The 16,285-nt window shown below is 70.6% G+C and carries 16 protein-coding genes; 7 read left to right on the top strand and 9 right to left on the bottom strand.

Features of this window, described 5'->3' with window-relative positions:
• Positions 1–86: 86 nt before the first annotated feature.
• Positions 87–764, bottom strand: a complete 678-nt coding sequence (locus tag WME95_RS06965; RefSeq protein ID WP_437907637.1) for a hypothetical protein — start codon at positions 762–764, stop codon at positions 87–89.
• Positions 761–1,945 carry a hypothetical protein gene (locus tag WME95_RS06960; protein ID WP_437907636.1) on the bottom strand — a complete coding sequence of 395 codons (1,185 nt, stop codon included), beginning with the start codon at positions 1,943–1,945 and terminating at the stop codon, positions 761–763. The genes WME95_RS06965 and WME95_RS06960 overlap by 4 nt, the downstream gene beginning before the upstream one ends.
• Positions 1,946–2,239: 294 nt before the next feature.
• On the opposite strand from WME95_RS06960, the gene WME95_RS06955 reads away from it, so the two are divergent.
• The 5 genes from WME95_RS06955 (at position 2,240) to WME95_RS06935 (ending at position 6,569) form a co-directional block, all read left to right on the top strand.
• Positions 2,240–2,557 (top strand): putative quinol monooxygenase, encoded by a 318-nt coding sequence (locus tag WME95_RS06955; RefSeq protein ID WP_012233804.1) that lies wholly within the window; start codon positions 2,240–2,242, stop codon positions 2,555–2,557.
• Position 2,558: 1 nt separating this feature from the next.
• Positions 2,559–3,737, top strand: coding sequence for an iron-containing alcohol dehydrogenase (locus WME95_RS06950; protein ID WP_437907635.1), 1,179 nt, complete (start codon positions 2,559–2,561; stop codon positions 3,735–3,737).
• A gap of 27 nt (positions 3,738–3,764) precedes the next feature.
• Positions 3,765–3,965, top strand: coding sequence for a hypothetical protein (locus tag WME95_RS06945; protein ID WP_437907634.1), 201 nt, complete (start codon positions 3,765–3,767; stop codon positions 3,963–3,965).
• A gap of 43 nt (positions 3,966–4,008) precedes the next feature.
• Positions 4,009–5,151, top strand: a complete 1,143-nt coding sequence (locus WME95_RS06940; protein ID WP_437907633.1) for a class I SAM-dependent methyltransferase — start codon at positions 4,009–4,011, stop codon at positions 5,149–5,151.
• 251 nt (positions 5,152–5,402) lie between these two features.
• Positions 5,403–6,569, top strand: a complete 1,167-nt coding sequence (locus WME95_RS06935; RefSeq protein WP_437907632.1) for an acyl-CoA dehydrogenase — start codon at positions 5,403–5,405, stop codon at positions 6,567–6,569.
• Positions 6,570–6,608: 39 nt separating this feature from the next.
• On the opposite strand, the gene WME95_RS06930 is transcribed toward WME95_RS06935, so the two are convergent.
• The 5 genes from WME95_RS06930 to WME95_RS06910 form a co-directional block, all read right to left on the bottom strand.
• Entirely contained in the window at positions 6,609–6,830 is a 222-nt protein-coding gene (locus tag WME95_RS06930) for an addiction module protein (RefSeq protein ID WP_437907631.1), read from the bottom strand.
• Between the two features lie 57 nt (positions 6,831–6,887).
• Complete coding sequence (locus WME95_RS06925; protein WP_437907630.1) at positions 6,888–7,367, bottom strand: DUF2383 domain-containing protein; 480 nt, start codon at positions 7,365–7,367, stop codon at positions 6,888–6,890.
• Between the two features lie 303 nt (positions 7,368–7,670).
• Complete coding sequence (locus WME95_RS06920) at positions 7,671–8,177, bottom strand: hypothetical protein (RefSeq protein ID WP_437907629.1); 507 nt, start codon at positions 8,175–8,177, stop codon at positions 7,671–7,673.
• Between the two features lie 257 nt (positions 8,178–8,434).
• The gene (locus WME95_RS06915; protein ID WP_437907628.1) at positions 8,435–9,781 is read right to left on the bottom strand and encodes a DNA topoisomerase IB; all 1,347 of its coding nucleotides are present in this window, start codon (positions 9,779–9,781) and stop codon (positions 8,435–8,437) included.
• 12 nt (positions 9,782–9,793) lie between these two features.
• Positions 9,794–10,144, bottom strand: a complete 351-nt coding sequence (locus WME95_RS06910) for a polyhydroxyalkanoic acid system family protein (protein ID WP_437907627.1) — start codon at positions 10,142–10,144, stop codon at positions 9,794–9,796.
• Between the two features lie 403 nt (positions 10,145–10,547).
• On the opposite strand from WME95_RS06910, the gene WME95_RS06905 reads away from it, so the two are divergent.
• Both WME95_RS06905 and WME95_RS06900 read left to right on the top strand, forming a co-directional pair.
• Positions 10,548–12,392 carry a hypothetical protein gene (locus WME95_RS06905; protein ID WP_437907626.1) on the top strand — a complete coding sequence of 615 codons (1,845 nt, stop codon included), beginning with the start codon at positions 10,548–10,550 and terminating at the stop codon, positions 12,390–12,392.
• 197 nt (positions 12,393–12,589) lie between these two features.
• A complete protein-coding gene (locus WME95_RS06900) occupies positions 12,590–14,116 on the top strand; it encodes an amidohydrolase family protein (RefSeq protein WP_437907625.1) in 1,527 nt (508 codons plus the stop codon).
• 28 nt (positions 14,117–14,144) lie between these two features.
• On the opposite strand, the gene WME95_RS06895 is transcribed toward WME95_RS06900, so the two are convergent.
• Both WME95_RS06895 and WME95_RS06890 read right to left on the bottom strand, forming a co-directional pair.
• Positions 14,145–15,533: an MATE family efflux transporter gene (locus tag WME95_RS06895; RefSeq protein WP_437907624.1), complete on the bottom strand. Its 1,389-nt coding sequence runs from the start codon at positions 15,531–15,533 to the stop codon at positions 14,145–14,147.
• Between the two features lie 55 nt (positions 15,534–15,588).
• Positions 15,589–16,197: a DUF2239 family protein gene (locus tag WME95_RS06890; RefSeq protein WP_437550272.1), complete on the bottom strand. Its 609-nt coding sequence runs from the start codon at positions 16,195–16,197 to the stop codon at positions 15,589–15,591.
• Positions 16,198–16,285: the final 88 nt, after the last annotated feature.

Here is a 16,285-nt window from a genome sequence, read left to right as displayed (position 1 = left end):
GCAATACCGGCGCAGCGGTGATCCACGTTCTCGCACGTTCCGGCGCGTCCCCGCGCTTTCCCGCGCGCTCCGCGCCTACCCCCGCCTCACCCGACCCCGACCCTCCGGTCGTCGAACCATTGCCACGCGTTCGCGAACCCCACGCGCTGGGATGATTTCTTGTAACAGAGGAAGTAGAGCCTTCCGCCCTGAACACCGCACTCCGTGCGGTCTTTCCAGCAGGTGAGGAGATCCGGGTCCACGGCCGGATTGCTCGAAAGCACCGTCCCTTCCTCGAGCTCCTGTGTCCCGGCGGCGTCCAGGCAGGCCGCCGGGCTGGAGGTCACCGGAATGCCCACCGCGCTCGATTCCACGCCCGTATTGAAGAGCGCCTCGGCCACCCGGCGCACGGCGGCGGCGCGGTCTGGACCGCAGAGAGAGAGGATATCGAGGGTCGCGCGATCGACCTGGACGAGAATGAAATTGCGCCCCTCGATGACGGTGAGCCCGAGCCCGCCCGCGGCGTACTCGTGGCGGAGCAGGTCGGGCGTATCGTCCGTGGCGGCATGAAACGCGTGGCGCGCCTTCACGGCCTCGCCGTGCGGGTTGAGCTCGTCACGGAAGATGGAGTCGCACCAGTAGAACGACTCCGCGCGCGCCTGGGCCGGCACGTCGTCGAACCGCTCGACGGGCGTGAAGCCCTCCGGCGAGACGCGCGCCACGGCCGCGAGCCACCCCGCGATCTTCGCGTCGACGTCCTGCTTCTGCAATGCGTGCGCGCTCATCCCCAGCCTCCGTTCCTGTAGGTCGCCACGATCTGCTCGACGCGGTACCCGTCGTCCGGCGCCGAGCTGAACCAGATGAGCCCCCAGAAGACGCCCAGGATCGGCTCGACGGAATCGAACACGCCGGCGCCCCCCGCGTAATACCTGGTCACGCCGCCGTGGGAGAACTCGAGGCACGCCTCGTACCGGTTGAGCCCCGGGCTGAGCGTCCCGTCGGGCATGCGCGTATGGGACGCCGGGTAGGTCCTCCCCACCTCCACCGGCCCGTCGACGAGCGCCGCGCGCCACACGCGGCCGCCCTCGACCTTCGTGACGTCGAGCCCCGCCCACGGGTTCTGCTCGACGTCGGCCGACAGCGTCCTGCGCCCGCCGCCGACGTTGGGGTCGCCCCAGACCACGATCATGCGCGTCCGCCCCGGGATCCCGAGCTGGCGCAGCATGCCGCGGAGGAGGCGGACGATCGCCTGGCACTCCCCGCTCTCCTCCACGTGATCGGTCATCGGCCAGGCGCCGCCCTCGTCGTTCATGTACGTCGGGTGATGGTACTTCCGGGGCACCCTGGGGCTCGGCAGGAGGGTGTACGTCGGGAACCTGGCCATGACCCCCTCCACGATCTCGTGGGGATTGAGGGTATCCATCGGCGCGATCCAGGAGACCGCCCTGTCCATCCGCTTCAAGGTCACCCCATCTTCCTGCCAGACATCCTGTCTGTCGGTCTGGGGCCTGCCCATCGTGACATAGACGACGTTCGAGGTCCGGGCGGGCGACACGGTAGCTTCCGCCCCTGCAGACCAGCTCAGGGCGAGGTTGAACTTCTGGATCTTCCTCCCGAGCTGCCGCGAGGAGAAGAGATCGAGCGGCCCGGCGACAGCCCCGCTGCCGCGGCTCTCGAGGACGATGCCCCCCGGCCCCACGGCGCGGATCTCGGCCGCCGCCGCGCTGTAGGCGTCGCGCTGCGCCAGCTCGAGCCGGACGACGATGTGCCGCCCCATCGAGATCGAGAGGGGGACGGCGCCCCCCGGCGTCCACTCCGGCCGCGGGCACAGGGCCCCTTCGTTCCTCCAGCCGCTCTCCTCCTTGCAGTCCTTCAGGAGACCGTGATCGGACCTGAACTCGATGGAATGCAGCGCGATGGGCCGCGCCGCATCGGGCTCCGGGCTCTCCGTGGTCGGATCCGCCATATCGACCTTCCTCGCTCGCGGCGCTCATGCACTCGACGCTTGCCGAGCCGCACGCCGGGTCACGACGATCGTAGTGCGCGAGCCGGCCGAGCCAAGTCGGGAGTCCACGCAGGGGGCGACGGCGCTCTGCCGGCCGCCCCGCCACCCGCGCGCCCGCCCCGCCACCCTCCGCCCCGCCCCGCCCGGAGGCAGCGCGCTCGGCCGAGCCCGCGCGGCCCGCGCGCGCTCTCCCGGAAGGCCGGCCGCGGCGCGAGCCGGGTTCCTGCGGCAGCGCGCCCGAGCTAGATTGCGCGCATGTCCAACAGCCTGTTCGTCGTACATGTGCATGTACGTGTCAGACCCGAGCTCGTCGACGCCTTCCGGAGCGCGACGCTCGAGAACGCACGCGAGAGCGTCAAGGAGCCGGGGATCGCCCGGTTCGACGTCGTCCAGGACACCGAGGATCCCGCGCGGTTCGTGCTCGTCGAGGTCTACAGGACCAAGGAAGCGCCGGCCGCACACAAGGAAACGGCGCATTACCAGCGGTGGCGGGACACCGTCGCGGAGATGATGGCCGAGCCGCGGACCAGCCGGAAATACGTCAATGTCTTCCCTGACGACGCGGGGTATTGACATGGCGCCTCCCAGCAATGAACCCGCCTTCGAGTTCGCCACCGCGACGCGCATCGCCTTCGGCGCAGGCAAGATCGCCGAGGTGCCCGCGGCCGTGCGGGGCCTCGGCGGGACGCGGGCGCTCGTCGTCACCGGGCAGGATCCCGGCCGCGCCGCGCCGCTCCTCGCCGCGCTCGCGGCCGCGGGCGTCGCCGCGGTGCGCTTCGCCGTCGCGGGCGAGCCCACGGTGGACATCGCCCGCGAGGGGACGTCGCGGGCCGCGGCCGAGCGGTGCGACGTCGTTGTGGCGCTCGGCGGCGGCAGCGCGATCGACGCCGGCAAGGCGATCGCCGCGCTCGTCGCGAACGGCGGCGACCCGCTCGATTACCTGGAGGTCATCGGCAAGGGGGGAGCGCTCTCCAGGCCGTCCGTGCCGTTCGTCGCGATCCCCACGACCGCGGGCACCGGCGCGGAGGTGACGCGCAACGCGGTGCTCGCGTCGCCGGAGGCCGGCGTGAAGGCGAGCCTGCGCAGCCCCCACATGCTGCCGCGCCTCGCGGTGGTCGACCCCGACCTGCTCGCGGGCGCCCCGCCCGGGGTGCTCGCGTCGAGCGGGCTCGACGCGCTCTCGCAGCTCATCGAGCCGTTCCTTTCGAGCCGCAGCAACCCGCTCACGGACGGCCTCGCGCGCGAGGGCATCCGCCGCTCGGTGCGCTCGCTGCGCCGCGCGGTCCTGGAGGGCACAGACGCGCCGGCCCGGGACGACCTCGCGATCGCCAGCCTGCTCGGCGGCCTCTGCCTCGCGAACGCCGGCCTCGGGGCCGTCCACGGCTTCGCGGGGCCCGCGGGGGGCATGTACGACGCGCCGCACGGCGCGGTGTGCGCGGCGCTCTTACCCGCCGTCCTGGAGGTCAACCTGCGGGCGCTGCGCGCGCGCGACCCGGCTCACCGCGCGCTGCCGCGCTTCGACGAGCTGGCCGCGCTCGTCACGGGGCGCGCCGGCGCCAGCGCCGAGGAAGGGATCGCCTGGGTCCGCGAGCTCTGCCGTGACCTCGCGATCCCGGGGCTCCGGCGCTACGGCATGGGTGAGGCGGACCTCCCGGCGCTTGTCGCGAAGGCCAGGGCGGCGAGCAGCATGAAGGCGAACCCGCTGCCGCTCACCGACGAGGAGCTGTTCGACATCGCGGCGGCGTCCTTGTGATCGCGGCGCTGGTGGTATCATCAGGGGGTGGCAAGCCCGTACCGCACGAGACCGCCCACTCCGCCGCGGGTCCGGTCGATCGACCAGCGGCGGCGGATCAGCGTGGCGAGCCTCGTGTTCGGCATGCTCTGCGGCGTGTCGGGGATCTCGCTCGCCGACGAGGGGCGGGCCGAGTGCGCGCTGCTGTTCACAGGCGTCTGCGGCTTCGTCTTGCTCCTCCAGCGCTAGGGTGCACCCTAGCCTTGACCCCACCCCCGACGACCGGAGCTCGATGAAGAACGATCCCGCCCCGAATCCCACCCTCGACGCCATGCTCGCCGCCCAGCGCATCGCGTTTGCGCCCGTCATGTTCCAGGTGGCGCGGGTGATGCGAAACCGCGGCGTCCTCAAAGCGCTCCAGCGCGCTGGCAAGGGCGGCAGGACACCGGCGGAGGTGGCCCAGGACACCGGCCTCTCCGCCTATGCCGCCAAGACCTTGCTGGAGGCGAGCCTGAGCTTCGGCCTGGTGGAGCGCGCAGGCGGCGCCAGCGTCGCGAGCGGCGCAAACGCCCACGCAGAGCCGCGAGAGCGTGGCGAGCGCTACACGATCACGCGGGTCGGGCTCATCGTCGAGAATGACAGGATGACCCGCGTCAACATGGATTTCATCCATGACGTTTGTTACGAGGGCATGCGCTTTCTCGACGAGGCCATCGAGGGCGGCAAGCCGGCTGGCCTGAAGGTCTTCGGCGAGTGGCCGACGGTCTATGAGGCGCTCCCGGCGCTCCCGCCGAAGGTGAGGGAGAGCTGGTTTGCGTTCGATCACCTCTACTCCGACTCCGCGTTCCCCGAGGCGCTGCCCGTCGTGTTCGAGCGGAGGCCGAGGACGCTCCTCGACATCGGCGGCAACACGGGGCGGTGGGCGATCCAGTGCTGCACGCACGACCCCGACGTGCGCGTCACGCTGCTCGACCTGCCGGGCCAGCTGGAGGACGCGCGCGTCAACGTCGAGCGGCACGGGCTGCTCGGCCGGATCATGGGCACCCCCATCGACTTCCTGGATCACGGCCAGGCGTTCCCGACGGGCTTCGATGCCATCTGGATGAGCCAGTTCCTCGTGTGCTTCTCCGAGCCGGACATCGTCCAGATCCTCCGGCGGGCCGCGTCGGCCATGGGGGACGAGACGGTGCTCTGGATCCTCGACACGTTCTGGGATCGGCAGACGAACGAGGTGGCGGTCCACTGTCTTCACGGCTCTTCCCTGTATTTCACGTGCCTCGCGAACGGGAACAGCCGCATGTACAGCGCCGCCGATATCCGGCGTTGCATCGACGAGGCGGGCCTCGTCGTCGAGGCGGAGATCGACCAGCTCGGCCTCGCCCACACGCTGCTCCGGTGCCGCCGGCGCGACGCACCCGCGGGCAAACGCGCGTGAGCGTCCAGGTGAAGCGACGCGCGTGGCAGCCTGGACGATCCCGACCCCGGAGCGAGCGGCGACACAACGGATGAGGCGGCTCGGGGCGGCGCGCCCCGTCCGCCGCCGGCGCGGCGTGACCTGCGTTGCGCCGCGGCGATGACCGGGCGTGGCGCGCGCGAACGGCTTTCGCTCGTGGCCCTCGCGTAGCATAGTGGGGCGACGCCGCCACGGCGCCGCGCCGCGCCATGGGCCCACAAGGAGAAACCGTCGTGTCCCACCCCCCGCTCACCCAGCTCTCCGACGAGGAGCGCCTCTTCCGCGACTCGGTGCTTGATTTCGCCCGGAAGCGCGTCGCGCCGCGCGCGGCGGCGATGGACGAAGAGGGCGCGCTCGACCATGATCTGCTCCCTTCGCTGTTCGAGCTCGGCCTCATGGGCATCGAGATCCCGGAGGCGTACGGGGGCTCGGGCGCGGGCTTCTTCAGCGCGATCCTCGCGATCGAGGCGCTCGCCGTGGTCGACCCGAGCGTGAGCGTGCTCGTCGACGTGCAGAACACCCTGGTGGCCAATGCGTTCCTCCGCTGGGGCACCGAGGCGCAGAAGGAGAGGTACCTCCCGCGGCTCGCCCGCGACTGGATCGGCTCGTATGCGCTGAGCGAGGCGGGCTCGGGCTCGGACGCGTTCGCGCTCGCGGCCCGCGCCGAGCGCCGGGGCGACCGCTGGATCCTGAACGGCCGCAAGCTCTGGATCACGAACGCGAACGAGAGCTCGGTGTTCCTTGTGTTCGCCAACGTCGATCCGACGAAGGGCTACAAGGGCATCACGGCCTTCGTTGTCGAGCGATCCTTCCCCGGCTTCTCGGTGGGCAAGAAGGAGAACAAGCTCGGGATCCGCGCCTCCAGCACGTGTGAGCTCGTCCTCGAGGACTGCGAGGTGCCGGAGGGCAACGTGATCGGCGAGGTCGGCAAGGGCTACAAGATCGCCATCGAGACGCTGAACGAGGGCCGCATCGGCATCGGCGCGCAGATGCTCGGCCTGGCCGCGGGGGCGTTCGACCACGCGATGCGCTACATGGGCGAGCGGAAGCAGTTCGGACAGCCGATCTCGAGCTTCCAGGGCGTGCAGTTCCAGGTTGCGCGCGTCGCCATGGAGATCGAGGCCGCTCGCCTCCTCGTCTACAACGCCGCGCGGCTCAAGGACGCGGGCCAGCCGTTCGTGAAGGAGGCGGCGATGGCCAAGCTGTTCGCGTCCGAGGTGGCCGAGCGGACGGCGTCGCTCTGCATCGAGTTCATGGGCGGCGTCGGCTTCACCAAGGACTACCCTGTCGAGAAGCTCTACCGCGACGCGAAGATCGGGAAGATCTACGAGGGGACGTCGAACATGCAGCTCTCCACGATCGCGAAGCTGCTCCAGGCGGGATACGACGCGAAGGGCTGAGCGGGGGAGTTCACCCCCGTCCCAACACCGACGTTGCCCTCAGCTTCTCCGAGCGCGCGCCTGGGCGACGACCTCATCCCAGGTGAGCCCGACTGGCCCCTCGGCCTCGAGCTCATCGAGGCGCCGATCGAGCTCGACGCGCTGGGCGTCGCTGAGAGGCAGCGCGTCAGGGTCTCGCCCGAGGCTCGCCCATAACTCGTCGAGGAGGTCGAGCTGCTCGTCGCGGCTCAGTCGGGTGATGTCCAGCGCAGCCCTGCCCATACGCCCGAAGTATCGCACGGGGGGCCCGCCCGAACAATCCGCCGACGGCCTCGCGCGTCACGGCAGCTGTCGCTTGAGATCCGCGAGCCACCGGCGCGTCGATACCTGCTGCGGCAAGATCACGTCCCGCACCAGGGCGTGCGACTCGGTGTCGAGCTCCTCGATGTCGTTCCGGTAGTCCTTCAGGCCGTGCTCCTCGCCCTCGGCCAGCGCCGAGAGCGCCGTCTTGTGGCCGAGCGCCACAGCGGTCCCCTCGACGGCCTTGGCGAACGCGCCCCATGGCCCGGAGCTCGCCGGGGGGTCGCCTCCGAGCTCCTCGATCCGCCGGCGCAGCACCTTCACCCGCGCCTCGTGCGACGCGAGGTTCAGCCGGAGGTGGTGAGCAACCCAGCCCTGGCGCGCCGCGGCGATGGCCTGACGGTAGGTCTCGACCGCGGACATCTCACCGCGGCAGAACGATTTGAGCTGCTCGATCGAGTCATCGTCGATGAGTCCGTCCAGGCCCACGCTCTCGTCTGCGAATGCGACCGGTTCCATGGGTACTCTCCTGAGATGTCTGGTGAACGCCCGATTCCTCTCCTCCTTACCTCCCAAGGTGGGCCACCACGCCATACGTCCACGCAGGAGCCGCGATCGCCAGGGATCGTCGCCGCTGGGGAAGGCGCGCGCCCCCTGGTGCCTCAGGGGTACATGTTCGCCTCGTACTGCATCAGTCTCGGCTGAACTCTTTCATTCCCTTCAAGTCCCGTTCCAATGTCCGGGACTTCGCGGGCATGAAGCGAGCTCATCGATCCGGCGGCTCCCTTCAGCGGTGATGCGGCGCGCTGAGCGCCGCCGGGCTCACAGCGAGGCGAACACGCGGGCTCCCTGGCCCGTCCCACAGAAGTCGCCGCTGCCTGGGTCTCGCAGGATCGCGCGCAGCGCCGCGGCGTCCTTCTCGTCGCGGGCGAGGGCGCCGAGGAGCATCGCGCCTTCCTTGAGGCGCCTCTCGACCTCAGGCGCGCTCTGCTCGGGGATCCCGGCGTCGACGAGCACGCTGCTCAGGCTGGCCGTCTCGCTCGCCGAGCTCGCGTCCGCGAGCCTCACCGCGATGGGGCCGGCCACCGCGAGCCGCAGCCCCGGGACCACGAGCCCCGCGCTCGCGGCGGCGAGGACGGAGGTCAGCGCGCTCCCGTGCGAGGCCGCGCCGTATGCGCGCGAGCGCAAGATGTGCTGGCGGCGCGTCGCTTCGCTCACGATGGCGCAGACGTCCCGGCGCGTGTGCCCGCTGTCCAGGATGCGCCGGACGACGTCTTCGGCCTCTCCACGTGCTCGCACCATCCCCGTGATCAACCGCTGGCTCGCCATACAGACCTCCTTGGCTGAGGGTTCGCGCCGCGCGCGCTGGTTTCCAAGGAGCTATGCACAACACGAACCGTACCGCGCGCGTATCCGGCGGGAGATCGCCGGCCGCTCGCGAACCCAGCAACAGCGCCCGTCGCGTCCGCGGCACGATGCCACAGCGAGGCGATCACGCTGTGACGCAACGACACGGCAGACCCGTCGGGAATAGCGGGGCGAGGCGCATCCCCGCGCGGCTGCTGCAGCGCTCGCCGCGGCGCGGCTCAGGCCGCGGCGCGTCGTTCCCTGGGGGGACGCGTCGCGCTCTTGCCGGCTCGCGGCGCGTTCACCGCGCGCACCGAGCGCACGCTCTCGCGGAGGCGGGTCACGAGCGGCACGGCCTCTCGTTCGCCGAAGCCGCGGACGATCCGGAGCATCTTCGCCTCTTCGGGCCGGAGCGCCGCGAGCGCCCCGTCCGCGACGGCCTCCTCGGCGTCAATCAGGGACTGCAGGGCGCCCTCCGTGTAGGCGCGGATCACGGCGGGGTGGACATAACAACGCTGGCAGACCGCTCGTGTGTTGCCCAGACGGGCAGACACCCTGTCGATCACCTGCGCCACGCGCTTCTTCACCTGGCGGACCGAGCTCGCGATCTCCATCTCGCAGAAGAACGACGCGCACAGCACGGTGCCGGTCCAGGTGCGGAAGTCCTTCGCCGTGAAGTCGTGGCCCGCGACCAAGCGCAGGTACTCGTTCACGTCTTCCGAATGGATCCTTTGCCGCCGGCCCTCGCCGTCGATGTACTGGAACAGCTCGTGGCCGGGCACGTCCTGACAGCGCTTCACGATGCGGGCGAGCCGCCGATCCCGCACCGTCATCGCGTGCTCCTTGCCGCCCTTGCCCCTGAAGTGGAACCTGATGAGACTCCCCTCTATCTCGACGTGCTCGTCGTGGAGCGTAGTGAGTCCATACGAGTCGTTGTCGCGCGCGTACTCGTCGTTCCCTATGCGGATCGACGTCTCGTCGAGCAGGCGCACCACCGCCGCCAGCACCTTCTCGCGCGGCAGGCCAGGCAGCGCGAGATCGCGCTCGCTCGCCGCGCGGATCGCCGGGAGCGCCGCGCCGAACGCGAGCATGCGGTCGTACTTCGTCTCGTCGCGGACCTCGCGCCAGCGCGGGTGATACCGGTACTGCTTTCGGCCGCGCGCGTCCCGCCCTGTCGCCTGGATGTGCCCGCGCTCGCTCCGGCAGATCCACACCTCGGTCCACGCGGGCGGGATCGCGAGGCGGCGGATGCGCGCGAGCGTCGCCTCGTCCTTGACGGGGCGACCGTCGGCGTCGACGTAACGGAAGCCTTTGCCCGCCCCTCGCCTGGAGATCCCCGGCTCCCCGTCGTTCACATACCGGAGCCCGGCCGACTCGGCGGACTCGACCGGTGACGGGGTGAGCTGCCCTGTCCCCGCGAGCTCGCCGTCAGCGCGGGCGAGCTCGACCGTCTCGACGGACTCGACCGACACGCTGACGCGGCGCCGGCGGAGGACGACGCCGTTCGCGGATCCGCGCCTCTCGCGGCGCGGGGCGCTCCGCGGGCGGCGCCTTTCACGGGTGGTCGTGCCGCTTCCGCTCTTCATGGCGCGGGCCGCTCAGAGCGCCTCCTGCGCGACCGCGCCCGGAGCGCGCCGCCGCGCGCGATCGCGGTGCGCGTCATCGATGCACCGCCTCACCTCGGCGTCGATCGCCGCGATCGCCATCCGGTTGAACATGCGCAGCGGCAGGGGCATGTCGATCGCGAAGTCGACGGCCCTGGGCCGGAGCTCGAGCCGCCCGGAGAGCGTGAAGCCCTTGAAGGAGATGCCGACATCCGCGCGCCGCTCGTCGCTCCAGAAAATGGAGGGAGCGTACTCCGCGTATCGATCACAATACTTCGCCATCGCCCGCAGGACCGCGCGCTTCGCTTCTTCGTCGTTCAGGTCGTGATGGACAGTGTGGTTCATGGTGACCTCGGGTGATGGCTGGAAGCTGGAAGATCGACACCAGCGGACCTCCAGCGGCGTCGACGCGACAGGCTTGCCAGCGCCGGCGTTCGCGGGGTTAGCAAGCCGGGTGCCTGCCGGGTCCGACGGGGGCCGAGCGCTCGCGGCAGGGCCATTTCCGGGCGCGTCCGCGCGAGATCGGGCCTCCCCGCGGTCCGCGCATGTCGAGGTTCGCCACGAGCGGGGCAGATCGCCACGGCCAGCCTTGAGCCCGCCCCCTTGCGCCGCGGCTCAGCTCGCGGCATGGCGCGTGCGATCGATGGAGCTCATGCACGCGCTCCTGCACGAAGCTGCCGCGCTGAAGTCTCCACCTGCGCTCAGCGGGCGTTTCGGGCCACGGGCCAGGAGGGCGCTGAAGGCGCTGTTGATCCTGCCTCTCGCGCTGTGGCTCGGCTACGTCGTCGTGGTGAACGTCATGCTGAGCACGGGGCTCATCGCGAGGCTCGTCAGCTACAACCCCGTCGACGCCTCGCTCTATTATGGCTCGGCGTGGAGCCTCTGGCCCGGCGTCGTTCACGTCAAAGAGCTCCGGCTCAGCGGCTCCGACAGCGTGCTTCAGTGGGCGGTGGAGCTCGACGAAGCGGACGTCGATATCCACCTGACCGATCTTCTCCGGAAGAAGTTCTATGCGGAGGACATCCGCGCCACGGGCTTCGTGTTCCGGATGCGGATGCTCGTGGATCCGACGAGCGAGCGCGATCTGGAGGCGCCGCACATCCAGGCGCTGCCGCCCATCCCGGAGTTCGCGAACCCGCCGCTCAAGCCGGAGCTGCCGCCGAAGCACGATCTCGAGAACTCGGACGAGGGCTACAATTTGTGGACGGTGCACCTGGAAGGCATCGACACGACGCTCAAGGAGGTCTGGATCCAGCAAGTCCGGTATGCCGGCGGCGGTCGCGTGCGGGGAGGGTTCTATTACAAGCCGCTCCGCGCCGTTCGCGTCGGGCCCGTCGCGCTGGAGCTCCGGTCGGGCGAGGTCCACGTCGCCGATCGCGTCGTCGCGCGGCTCGACGCCGACGCCGACGTGACGATGAGCACGTTCGATCCGAGGGACGTCGACGGGCTCGACGTCCTCGAAACCGCCTGGGCGCGCGTCCGCCTCGACGCGCAGCTGCCGGGGCTCGACTTCATCCCCCTTCCCGCGGGTGATGGCGCCGGACCCCAGCTCGAGGACGGGAGCGGAGAGCTCCGGACGAACCTCGTCGTGAACCGGGGGAGCGTCGAGCCGGACAGCACCGCGTCCTACGAGACGAGCCATTTCGTGGCCTCCACCGCGTCGCTCCGCGCGACCGCCGAGGCGCGCGCGGCGCTCCGCGTCGACGAGCGCGGCGCGGCGCGCCTCGCCGTGACGCTGCCCCGCGCGACGCTCGAGCGCCCGGGAAGCGGGTTGCCGCCCATCGTCGTGGAGAGGGCGAGCGCCACCTTCGACGCGCCGGAGCTGCACCTCCTGCGGCTCCAGCCGGGGTTCGCGTCGAAGGTGGATGTCGTCGCCGCGGCGATCCCGGACCTGCGCTGGCTGAACGCCGAGGGCGCCGCGCCGGACGCGCCGCGGTTCACGGGCGGCGCAGCCTTCCTGCGGAGCAGCCTGGAGGTCGACCCGCTGGGCCGGGGGACGGGCTCGCTGCACCTGCTGTTGAAACACGGCGCCCTGCAGTGGAAACAGACGAAGGTGAAGGGCGACGTGGCGGCGCGCATGACGCTCGACGCGGCGAACGTCCTGAATCAGGCAGCCAAGCTGCGGAAGGGCCGCATCGACATCGAGGACCTCGCGGTCGAGCACGAGGGCGAGGCGGTCCCTGGCTGGTGGGCGCACATCGACATCGAGGACGCCGAGGTGAGGCGGGGGCTCATGGAGGCGGCGATCCGGTTGGAATGCAAGGACGCGCGGCCGGCCGTGATGCTGCTCGACGCCGAGGATGCCATTCCCGGCTGGGCCGCGGGGCTCCTCACGATGGAGGGGCTCAAGGCATCCGCGAAGGTGAGGCGCGCGGACGCCGGCGTCGATTTCAGGCTGCTGGAGGCGACGGGGGGCGATCTCGCGATCCGCGGGCGGCTCACGAAGTCCGACGGGCAGACCCCCAGGGGGGCATTCCTCGTGAAGAGCGGGCTGCTCTCGGTGGGGATCGCGCTCGATCGGGACGGGGCCGGCGTGCACCCCCTCGCCGGCGACGACTGGGTAAACGAGAAGATGATTGCGCTGGGCAGGTGATCTCGCGAGACCACGGCGGCGGGCCGTGGGACGACCACCGCGCGGCTCGGCGCCGCATCGCGTCTCACGAGGCTCGACGCTGGCTTCCGCACCGGATTAGTCTCTGCTTTGCTCAGCCCATCAGAACGCGGCGGTCGGTGTCTCGAGAGACGGGGGCACGACAGAGGGACGCGTGAGCTGAGCAGGAGGAACTTGGTATGTGCCAGAAGCTCTGTGGAAACGACTCGAACCATGACGGAGAGCCGGGCGAGGCGGGCTCGTCTCGTCGCCGGTTTCTCGCGGTGGGAGCTTCAGCGCTCGGTGCTGCGGCGGCCTTCTCGACGCCCGCGGCGGCGATGGGGAGGGCGGAGCACGATGACGACATGCCGCACGGGACCGGCGCCCCGCACCGGCGTTACATCCTGAGAGGCGGCGCCGTGCTCAGCATGGATCCGAACGTGGGGGACTTCGCCCGGGGCGACGTGCTCGTGCAGGGCAAGAAGATCATCGCGGTCGGGCCGCACCTGCACGCGCCAGGCGCGGAGATCATCGACGCGACGGGCACGATCGTGATGCCGGGGTTCGTCGACACCCATCACCACCAGTACCAGACCGCGCTGCGGAGCTTCCTCTCGGACGGCCTCCTGGCCAACGACGGGCTGCCGCACGGAGAGAGGAACTACCTCGACATCATCCACTTCACCATCACGCCGGTCTTCCGACCGCGGGACGCCTTCCTCGCGATACTGGCCTCCTCGCTCAGCCAGCTGGATGCCGGGGTGACGACGGTCGTCGACACGTCCCAGGTGGGCCACACGCCGGAGCACACCGATGCCGTCATCCATGGGCTGCTGGAATCGGGCCGCCGCGCGCTCTTCGTGTACTCGCCGGGCGCGGGGCCTGGCAACATCTTCCCGAACGATCTCGATCGGATCCAGAGCCAGTACTTCTCCTCGACCGACCAGCTCCTGACCCTGGCCATGGGCGGGGAGGTGTTCGACCCCGCGTGGCGCGACACCTGGGCGATCGGGCGCCAGCACGGCCTGCCCATCGTGACGCACCTCGTCGGCAGCATCGGCCAGGGGACGCTCATCGAGCAGATCGAGAGCGAGGGCCTGATGGGGCCTGATCTCGAGTTCATCCACGCCAGCGCCATCTCGGAGGCCTCCTGGCAGGCGATCGCCGATTCGGGCGCGAACGTCTCGATCGCGGCCCCGATCGAGATGACCATGCGACACGGCATGCCGCCGATCCAGGCCGCGCTCGATCATGGCGTCCAGCCCGCGCTGAGCACCGACGTCGAGTGCACGATGACCGCGGACTTCTTCACCCAGATGCGGACCGTCTTCACGCTTCAGCGGGCGCTCATCAACGAACGCGCGCTGGCCGGAGAGACGGACCTGCCCGAGCTCCTCACGTGCCGCGACGTCATCCGCCTGGCCACGGTCGAGGGGGCCCGGGTGGCCGGTCTCTCCCACAAGGTCGGCTCGCTGACTCCGGGCAAGGAGGCAGACATCCTCCTGCTGCGAGCGGACGCCATCAATGTGGCGCCGCTCAACAACGTGCCTGGCGCCGTGGTGACGTTGATGGACCGCAGCAACGTGGACACGGTCATCGTCGCGGGGAGCATCCGGAAGTGGCGAGGCAAGCTCGTCGGCGTGAACTTTGGCCGGCTCCGCGCCGGCCTCGAGGCGTCCAGGGACTACCTCCTCGACGCGGCGGGCGTCGAGCGCGTGCTCTTCTGAGGCTGTTGCCCCCACCCTCCGCGGCGCGTCACGGCGACACGGGCGCCTTGAGGGCGAGCTCGCGCCGCAGCAGGATCTGCTGGAACCCGAGCTGGCCGAGCGTGGCGGCGACCGACACGAGCCAGATGGTGTGCATGCGGAAGCCGGGCCGCGCGCTCAGGACGAGCACGGGGAGGACGAACGCGACCGCCCGCGCCCCCGAGGCGGCGAGCGAAGGCCAGGTGTTGCCGAGGCCTTGAAAAACGCCAGCGCAGACGAACACGATGCCGCTCGCGAAGTAACTCCAGGAGGTCACCTGGAGGTAGTCGACGCCGGCCGCGACGACGTCCGGCGCGGGCGAGAAGAGCGCGACGAGCGGCGCGGGGAAGACCTGGCAGATCAGGGTGAAGAAGAGCATGAACCCGAGCACGAGCTTCACGCTCTCGAGCGCGGTCTCTCGGACGCGAGCGTGGGCACCGGAGCCATAGTTCTGGCCGACGACCGCCGCAGCGGAGAAGCTGATCGCCACCGCAGGCATGAAGCCGGCCTGCATCAGCCGCAGCCCGATGCCGAACCCGGCCTGCGCCTCCGAGCCGAAGGGGCGCGTGACCACGTAGATCACGCCCATGGTGACGGCCAGCAACAAGAACTCCGCGCCCGAGGGCAAGCCGATGGCCACCAGCTTTCGCCAGGTGGCGAGGTCAGGCTGCCAGTCGGCGAGGCGGAGGCGAAGGAAGGTCTTGCCGCGCAGCAGATAGACGGCGAGCCCCACGACGGCGGCCGCGGTCGCGAGGAGCGTGGCGAGGCCCGCGCCGAACACGCCGAGCGGGCGCCCCGATACCCAGCCGAAGACGAGGAAGGGCGCGAGGACCATGTTGAGCAGCACGCTCGCGGTCTGGGCCACGAGCCCCGGCTTCATGTCGCCGATGCCGCGCAGGGCCGAGCCGAGCCCCACCATCGTGAACTGCAGCGCGAGCGCCGGGATGAACGCGAGCAGAAAGCTGCTCGCGAGCTCGGCGGTCATGGCGTCTCCCGAGAGCCTCTCGGCGTACGTGCGGTGAAGCGCGAGGCCGAGCACGAGGAAGAGGGCGCCCGCCCACGTGGCGAGGCTCTGCACCTGGTTGAACAGGCGCTGCACCTCGCCGAGCTCCTTCCTTCCGGCCGCCTGCGAGACGAGCGCCACGCAGCCGACCGAGAGCATCTGCGTCGCGGCCAGCGAGACGAACATCAGGTTGCTGGAGACCGCCACAGCGGCGACGGCCTCCTTCCCGAGGCGACCCACCCAGTAGATGTCGATCAGGCCATAGAGGGTCTGGATCGCCATGCCGGCCAGGATGAACAGCATGACGCGCACGACGTGCGCGCGCGGCTTGCCCTGCGTCATGTCGTGCACGCCGCGCGGCGCGGACGGCGCTTCGACTTCGATGTTGGTGTCCATATATTTTACCGGGTAGTATCTGACCGTCTCGTCGATCGCGGCTCGGCGGCCGCGGCTACCTCGTTCGCCGCGGCTTGCCCTCGTGCGCTGCAGGAAAGGCCCCGCCCTCGCGCAGGAGCTCGTTCAGGTGCTCTCGCACGTCCGCGGGCCAGGAGCGGGTGAGCTCCGTGAAGCGCCGCTTGTCCGACGCGAAGAGCGCGCGCGACGCCTCCTCGAACAGGGGCAGGTCGCCGGCCATGACCCACATGAAGCGGCTGGCGGCGGCGCGGGCCTCCCGGGCGCGGTCCTCGTCCGGGGCGCGCTTGCTGGCCTCCTCCACCAGCCTGCGGAGCGCGGCCGAGATCCCCTGCGGCTGGCGCTCGAGCCACTCCCAGTGCCGGGGCAGGAGCGACACCTCGCGCGAGACGACCCCGAGCTTCGGGCGCCCGGGGCCCGCCCTGGCCGGGCGCTCCGGCCTGGCGCGCGAGAGGACCTGATCGAGGGTGCCCCGGAAGTCGAAGTCGACCTGTTTCCCCGAGGCGTCCTCGAAGATCAGGAGCCGGAGCTCCGGATCCGCGTCGAGCCGCCTCTTGGCCTCGCGCAGCGTCTCCTCCAGCGTGCCGCGGACGACGCGCTCGGCGCCGGCGAAGGCGGTGAACGTGGGCAACGTCGGCGGGTCGCTCATGACGGCGACAATATTACCCGGGTAGTTTCCCCTGGCAAGGGCCGGGCGCGACGAGCGTGGCCCGGAGGCTCCGCTCTTGCGGTTTTCC

The organism is Sorangium sp. So ce327, from assembly GCF_051530205.1.
In the GTDB taxonomy this organism is placed as follows: Bacteria; Myxococcota_A; Polyangia; order Polyangiales; family Polyangiaceae; genus Sorangium; species Sorangium cellulosum_B.
The sequence above is the reverse complement of the archived record's forward strand: the minus strand, read 5'-3'. Positions and strand labels throughout refer to the sequence as shown.

Excerpts from the sequence above, each read along its gene's own strand:
- WME95_RS06965 (WP_437907637.1), bottom strand. The coding sequence starts at position 764 with ATGAGCGCGCACGCATTGCAGAAGCAGGACGTCGACGCGAAGATCGCG.
- WME95_RS06960 (WP_437907636.1), bottom strand. The coding sequence starts at position 1,945 with ATGGCGGATCCGACCACGGAGAGCCCGGAGCCCGATGCGGCGCGGCCC.
- WME95_RS06955 (WP_012233804.1), top strand. The coding sequence starts at position 2,240 with ATGTCCAACAGCCTGTTCGTCGTACATGTGCATGTACGTGTCAGACCC.
- WME95_RS06950 (WP_437907635.1), top strand. The coding sequence starts at position 2,559 with ATGGCGCCTCCCAGCAATGAACCCGCCTTCGAGTTCGCCACCGCGACG.
- WME95_RS06940 (WP_437907633.1), top strand. The coding sequence starts at position 4,009 with ATGAAGAACGATCCCGCCCCGAATCCCACCCTCGACGCCATGCTCGCC.
- WME95_RS06930 (WP_437907631.1), bottom strand. The coding sequence starts at position 6,830 with ATGGGCAGGGCTGCGCTGGACATCACCCGACTGAGCCGCGACGAGCAG.
- WME95_RS06925 (WP_437907630.1), bottom strand. The coding sequence starts at position 7,367 with ATGGAACCGGTCGCATTCGCAGACGAGAGCGTGGGCCTGGACGGACTC.
- WME95_RS06920 (WP_437907629.1), bottom strand. The coding sequence starts at position 8,177 with ATGGCGAGCCAGCGGTTGATCACGGGGATGGTGCGAGCACGTGGAGAG.
- WME95_RS06915 (WP_437907628.1), bottom strand. The coding sequence starts at position 9,781 with ATGAAGAGCGGAAGCGGCACGACCACCCGTGAAAGGCGCCGCCCGCGG.
- WME95_RS06910 (WP_437907627.1), bottom strand. The coding sequence starts at position 10,144 with ATGAACCACACTGTCCATCACGACCTGAACGACGAAGAAGCGAAGCGC.
- WME95_RS06900 (WP_437907625.1), top strand. The coding sequence starts at position 12,590 with ATGTGCCAGAAGCTCTGTGGAAACGACTCGAACCATGACGGAGAGCCG.
- WME95_RS06895 (WP_437907624.1), bottom strand. The coding sequence starts at position 15,533 with ATGGACACCAACATCGAAGTCGAAGCGCCGTCCGCGCCGCGCGGCGTG.
- WME95_RS06890 (WP_437550272.1), bottom strand. The coding sequence starts at position 16,197 with ATGAGCGACCCGCCGACGTTGCCCACGTTCACCGCCTTCGCCGGCGCC.